Annotated in this window: 3 protein-coding genes; all 3 read left to right on the top strand. The window is 70.7% G+C overall.

Annotation, left to right across the window (positions count from 1 at the left end):
- On the top strand, positions 1 to 1,086 hold a 1,086-nt coding region (locus tag ACOADB_RS04435; RefSeq protein ID WP_378596719.1), incomplete at its 5' end, for an ROK family protein.
- 343 nt (positions 1,087 to 1,429) lie between these two features.
- Positions 1,430 to 1,948 (top strand): flavin reductase family protein, encoded by a 519-nt coding sequence (locus ACOADB_RS04440; RefSeq protein WP_378596720.1) that lies wholly within the window; start codon positions 1,430 to 1,432, stop codon positions 1,946 to 1,948.
- Positions 1,949 to 1,983: 35 nt separating this feature from the next.
- Entirely contained in the window at positions 1,984 to 3,087 is a 1,104-nt protein-coding gene (locus ACOADB_RS04445) for an ABC transporter substrate-binding protein (RefSeq protein ID WP_378596721.1), read from the top strand.
- The last annotated feature ends 43 nt before the right edge of the window (positions 3,088 to 3,130 follow it).

Raw genomic sequence — 3,130 nt, forward strand, 5'->3', positions numbered from 1 at the left:
TACTCGGCGGCGTCGATGACCGGCGTGGCGAACCTGCTGATCGACAAGGGCCTGCTGCGCGAGGCGCCCGAGGCCGCCGGCCCGCCGGGAGTCGGTCGCCCGCACGTCCCGCTGGCGATCGACACCGAGTCGACCGCGGTCATCGGCGTCCACCTCGCCGTTCCGCGCTTCACGATCGCCCTGCTCGATCTGCGTGGCCGCGTGCTCCGCGAGCACAAGCACGAGTACGACGACCTCGACCCCGACGCCGTCCTCGCCCAGGTCGCGGGGTCGGTCCGCGGTGTGCTCGCCGACGCCGAGGATCGCCGGATCCTGGGGATCGGCGTCGCCACCGGCGGCTGGGTGGATGCCGCGCGCGGGCTGGTGGTCGAGCACCCGATGCTCGGCTGGTCGGACCTGCCGGTGCGGGACCGCCTCGCTGCAGAGACCGGGCTGCCGGTGGTGATCGACGGCCACTCGCGGGCACTGGTCCGCGCCGAGCAGCTCTTCGGTGCGCACGTGGACCGGGCGCGCTCGAGCATCGTCCAGCTCTTCGTCGGCAATGTCGTCGACGTCGCCTTCGCGACGGCGGGCAGTGTCCAGCAGGGACCGCGGTCGGCGGCGGGTGCGGTGGCGCACCTCAAGATCGACGACAGTGCCGAGCCGTGCGCCTGCGGGAAGGTCGGCTGCTTCGAGGCGGCCGTCTCCGAGCGCACGCTGGTTCGCCGCGCGCTCGCCAACGGCTCCATCGACCGTCCGGTGTTCCGCGACCTGCTGGAGGCCGCGGTCGACGGCGACCAGCGGGCAATCGCGCTCCTCGAGGAGCGGGCCCGCCTGGTCGGTCGTGCGGCCGCGATCCTGCTGGACCTGTTCGATCCGGACCTGCTGACCGTGGTGGAGGCGGGGGAGCGGTTGTTGCCGCAGTGCCGCGCGTTGTTGCGGGCCGAGCTGGCCGCCGGGTCCACGGCGGGCGCGGGGTCCGGGCAGGTCGTCGCCGGCACGAGCTTCCCCGACCACGTCCTCGCGACGGCGGGTGGCGCCGTGATCCTGGACCGCATCTACGCGTCGCCGACGGCTGTTCCCGGCCGTTTCTCGCGAGCGTCCTGAGGGTCTGTGACGGGCGTCTCGTGAGTTTCCTTATTTCACTTCCGTGCATTGTTGCGCGAAAAGTCTAGTGATCTAGTCTAGTTACATGACCACGACAACTCGGGCACTGAGCAGTGAGGCCGTGACCGCGGCTCCCGCACTCATCGGCGCCCCGTCGTGCTGTCGTCCCTGTCGCGGGGTCGACCGTCGCTGTCGCTGTTGCTGACCGACGCTCGACCCTCCTGACGCCGAATCGGCGTCGTACGACCTCGTGGCGCTGTCCCGCCGCGGCCGGCGCAGTCCTCGTGCGCCCCGGCGTCCTGCCGCCCTGCCCCTCTCGCGCAACCACCCAGGGAGTGACGACATGTCCATCCTCTCCACCGACCCGATCGGCTCCGGCCTGATCGACGTCCCCACGTTCCGGCGCACCTTCCGCCACCATCCCGCCGGCGTCGTGGTCATCACCCTCGACGCCGGCAACGGACCCGCCGGCTTCACGGCGACGTCCCTGACCTCGCTCTCCGCGGACCCGCCGCTGGTGAGCTTCGGCATCAACACCCGCTCGTCGAGCTGGCCCCACGTCCGTGACGGCAGTACGGCGGTCGTCCACTTCCTGGGTGCCGGGCACGAGGCCGTCGCGCGGACCTTCGCGACCAGCGGCATCGACCGCTTCGCCGCCGCCGACTGGGACCGGCTGCCGACGGGCGAGCCGGTCCTGGCGGAGAACGCCGGCTGGCTCCGCGTCCGGTTCCAGCGCCAGCTCCCGACCGGCGACTCCCGCCTCGTCGTGGCGCTCGTGGAGGAGGCACGGATCCCGGACGGCGACACGACTGCCGACGGATCCCGCCTGCTCTACCGCGACGGCGCCTACCACTCCCTCTGACCCCTCTGATCACCCGAAAGAAGCCATCGATCCCCATGACCACGCAGTCCCCGCTCAACCAGCTCGACCAGCTCACCCGACCCGCCCGTCCGGGCCTCCAGCGCCGCGGCTTCCTCAGCCTCGCCGGCGGCGCCCTCCTCGGCATGACCGCACTGAGCGCCTGCGCCACCGCGGACGGCGCCGACGTCGCGAAGGCCCTGAAGGAGCCGCTCGCCACCGGTGCCCCCAAGGCCGGCACCAGCCTGAAGATCGCCGGGCGCACCACGCAGCTCCAGCTGGAGGCGGCCGGGTCGGCGATCGATCCGCTCAGCTTCAAGGTGGAGGAGTGGATCAACGCCACCGGTGGCCCGGAGGTCATCCAGGCGTTCCGCGCGAAGGCGGCCGATGTCGCCAGCAATGCGCTGATCCCGCCGATCCAGGCCCACGACATCAAGCTGGACACGAAGGTCGTGGCGGTCCTCGAGAAGCCCAAGCCGACGTACGTCTTCGCGACCGCACCGGGCACCGACATCAAGACCTTCGCCGACTTCAAGGGCAAGAAGCTCGCGTTCTCCCAGGGCCAGGCACAGGGCGTCGTCCTGCTCCGCACCCTCGACACGGCCGGGATCTCGTACGACGACGTCGAGCTCGTCGCGCTGCCGAGCAGCGACTTCCTCACGGCCCTGCAGGGCAAGCAGGTCGACGTGGCCGTCCTCGGCGGCCTCGACTCGGCCAAGTACATCGACGACTACGGCCGCGACGGTGCCCGGGCGATCAAGGCGGAGGAGGTCGACCTCCTCACGATCCTGTGGGCGCCGACGGCGGTGCTGGCCGACGACAACAACGAACGCGCCATCCAGGACTACATCCGGGCCTGGGCGCAGGGCCAGGTCTGGGCGTGGGAGAACGCCGAGGAGTGGAAGAAGTTCTACTACGTCGACACCGAGGGCCTCTCGCCCGAGGACGCCGACAGGATCTGGTCGTCCACCAACCAGCCGTTGTTCCCGAAGAAGTGGGACGACGCCGCGGCGTGGGGCCAGCAGACGATCGACCTGATCGCCAAGGGCGGGTTCGTGAAGAAGTTCGACGCGGAGGTGCTCTTCGACCGTCGCTTCGAGGGCCTCGCTGCCACCTTCGTCGACGCCAAGTACACGAAGTGAGGTGACCCATGACTGACACGATTCTTGCCCGTCACCCGCGGTC

This window comes from Nocardioides sp. CPCC 206348 (assembly GCF_048654705.1).
GTDB lineage: Bacteria > Actinomycetota > Actinomycetes > Propionibacteriales > Nocardioidaceae > Nocardioides.